Origin of the sequence: Paraburkholderia sp. (genome assembly GCF_036488505.1) — a bacterium.
In the GTDB taxonomy this organism is placed as follows: Bacteria; Pseudomonadota; Gammaproteobacteria; order Burkholderiales; family Burkholderiaceae; genus Paraburkholderia.
Genome location: NZ_DASXHN010000198.1, coordinates 1 through 2,709, shown reverse-complemented (window position 1 = coordinate 2,709; position 2,709 = coordinate 1). Strand labels below are relative to the sequence as shown.

Sequence of the window (2,709 nt, the reverse complement as noted above, 5' to 3'; positions counted from 1 at the left end):
ACTGATCTCGCAGATCGCGCACCTGGTCGTGCGTTTTCAGCACGCCTTGGTATTGCCGTTCGACGATCGCGCGCACGTCGGCCGGCAGCTCCTTTTCGAGCGCGTCGTGGTAGCGCTTCTTCGCGACGTCCTCGCCCTTTTCGCATTCGACGAGAATCGCATGGTCACTGCGATCCGTGACGGCCGACTTTACATCGACCCAGCCGCGATGCAGCGCACCGCTCATGCTGCCGCCGGTTTCGGGCTTACCGCCCATCGCCTGAACCGCGTCCTGCAACTCGCGCGCGCCCCGCGCGCAGTCCTCGGCATTGGAGCGAAACATCGCCTTGAGCTGTTCGTCGTGCGCATCCTCGGCTGCCTTCAGAAAGCCCTTCTCGCCATCCTTCGACGTTTCGACCAGATCGTTCAGCACGGAAACAACATTCGTAGCCATTCAATACCTCCAATGTTTTGTTCACAGCGAATCCGCCGTCCACGCTCCGTTGTCGCGTTGCGATGTAACCGGCTCGCGAGCGGCGGGGTCCCATGGAATACGTCGCATGAGCCGTGCCTGGCACACCGCCGCATCACGCACGCTTTTCCGCGAAGTCATTGAGCGGCTCGGGCGTCTTCAGCGGATCGAAGTCGGCCCAGCGCCCCTGCTGCCAGCGGCCCGTCGCCTTCTCGATCGATACGCCACCCGCATCGCGCAGCACCCGCGCCGCATCGAGCTGATTGTCAGGCGACACGTGCACCGCGACCAGCACGCCGGAATCGCGCGACTCTTCGTGCTGCCGCGCCTGCTGAGCGGGTGCGCCCTGCTTGCGCGTGCGCGACATCGCGCCCGCCAGCGAGCCGACATACGCGCCCACGCCGGCCGCCACGAGGGACACGAGCAGCGGCGCGGAAAACGTCGCGAAGATCGCGACACCGACGATCGCGCCGATCACCGCGCCGATCGTCACGCCCATTCCCGCGCCCTTCGGCGCCTGATGCGCGCCCGGATCAGTACCGGTGTCGCCGCCGATCGGATAACGGGCATGCTGGCCGCGTGGATTGACGAAAAACAGCGTGACGTCCTCTTCGACGAAGCCCGCGTCGAAAAGCTTTTGCGCCGCGTTTTCCGCAGAAGGAAACGTCGTAAAGCGTGCTGCGACGATCAGTGACATAAGCCCTCCTTGCGTCGTTGAACCGCATTTGCGAACCCTGCCGCCGCCCTTCGCCGCGCGGCTCCAAGCGCGTGGCGCTGCGTTGCGGCTCGCGGCGGCACTAGGCTGTCGCGCCGCGATCCGGCTCCATGCCTTCGACTCTGAACAGTCCGCTATGCAATATCACGCCTTCTCCGTTGTTCTGGTCGAGCGCTTCCGCGCAGACCGAACGGATACGCTGGCGTCCCTTGTCGAAGGCGGCGATCAACGCCGCTTCGAGCGCGGAGTCGGCGCCGAAATGATCTTCCAGCGCCTCGGCGGTGATCGCGCACTGGACGGGTTCGCCATCCACGCGCGCGATAAAACGAACCGTCAGGTTCGCGCCGTCGAAAGCGGGTGTGTCGTCGGGAAAGTTGATCTGCATAAGCGAGTCCTCATAGGCAGGCCGCGGCACGATCGCGTTCATGACGAGCCCTTCATCTGGCCGGCGAGCTGCTGCGCCATCTGCAGGTGATGCTTGATGATGGGCAGCGCCTCTTTGGCCGCGGCCTTCAACTGCGAGTCGGTGCCGCTTTCGCTTTGCTGCTGGAACAGGTCGACCGCGCGCTGATGCGCTTCCACGCCGATCTGCTCGACGTAGGCCTGGTCGAACGCGGTGCCATGCAACGTTTGCAGCTTGCCGACCAGCGCCGAATCCGCCGACGGAGCCGGCGTAAAGCCCTTCTTCGATACCAGCGCCGCCATGCTGCGAGACAGTTTCGTGTGATCCTTGATCATCTGCTGCGCGAATTTCTTCACGCGCGGATCGCTCGAGTTTTTCAGCGCGATCTTGCTCGCCGCAATTTCGGTCGCATCGGACTTCGATGCGTCCAGCACGAACTGTTGATCCGCTGGCGAGAGCTTCGTATCGTGGATCGGCGCGGCGCTCGCCGGTGCGTCGCTCGCCTGCGCGCAGGCCAGCTCGATCGATGCGGCGCTGAGCCCGACAGCGGCGAGCACGGCAGTCAATACTTGTAGGGAATACCGTAGTTTCATGCATTTTCTCCCTGGTGATTCAGCGCGGCGGCGGCGCAGGCAACGACTCGTCGCGGCACGCCGGATCCGCGACTTCTGCTCACGCCGCCTTGCGTTTGCCCAGCTGCGCGATCAACGTCTTGTTGAACGCGGGAATGTCGTCGGGCTTGCGACTCGAAATCAAATTGCCGTCTTCGACCACCTCCTGGTCGACCCACGTGCCGCCAGCGTTGCGGATGTCGTCCTGCAAGCTGGGCCAACTCGTTACCGTGCGTCCCTTGATGATGCCCGCCGACACCGGCAGCCAGGTGCCGTGACAGATCACGGCGATCGGCTTCTTCGCATTGTTCGCGGCCTGCACGAAAGCCTGCGCCCGAGGCAGCAGACGAATCGCATCGCCATTGATGACGCCCCCCGGCAGTACGATCGCGTCATAGTCGTCGGGGTTCGCGTCTTCGAAGGTCGTGTCGACCTCGACCGCGTCGCCCTTGTCGACATGTTTGAAGCCCTGGATCTTGCCGGGTTTCGCCGAGATCACGTGCACCGTGGCGCCCGCGTCGGCGAGCGC

At 64.2% G+C, this 2,709-nt stretch carries 5 protein-coding genes; all 5 read right to left on the bottom strand.

Going from position 1 to position 2,709, the window contains the following annotated elements; genetic code table 11:
• The coding region (locus VGH68_RS11710; RefSeq protein ID WP_331603787.1) for a PA2169 family four-helix-bundle protein at window positions 1–433 on the bottom strand (433 nt) is incomplete at its 3' end.
• Window positions 434–566: 133 nt separating this feature from the next.
• Window positions 567–1,148, bottom strand: coding sequence for a hypothetical protein (locus VGH68_RS11705; RefSeq protein WP_331603786.1), 582 nt, complete (start codon window positions 1,146–1,148; stop codon window positions 567–569).
• 100 nt (window positions 1,149–1,248) lie between these two features.
• Window positions 1,249–1,593, bottom strand: a complete 345-nt coding sequence (locus tag VGH68_RS11700; protein WP_331603785.1) for a DUF1488 domain-containing protein — start codon at window positions 1,591–1,593, stop codon at window positions 1,249–1,251.
• Complete coding sequence (locus tag VGH68_RS11695) at window positions 1,590–2,162, bottom strand: DUF4142 domain-containing protein (RefSeq protein WP_331603784.1); 573 nt, start codon at window positions 2,160–2,162, stop codon at window positions 1,590–1,592. The genes VGH68_RS11700 and VGH68_RS11695 overlap by 4 nt, the downstream gene beginning before the upstream one ends.
• Window positions 2,163–2,241: 79 nt before the next feature.
• A partial coding sequence (locus tag VGH68_RS11690; RefSeq protein ID WP_331603783.1) for a type 1 glutamine amidotransferase domain-containing protein occupies window positions 2,242–2,709 on the bottom strand: 468 nt, incomplete at its 5' end.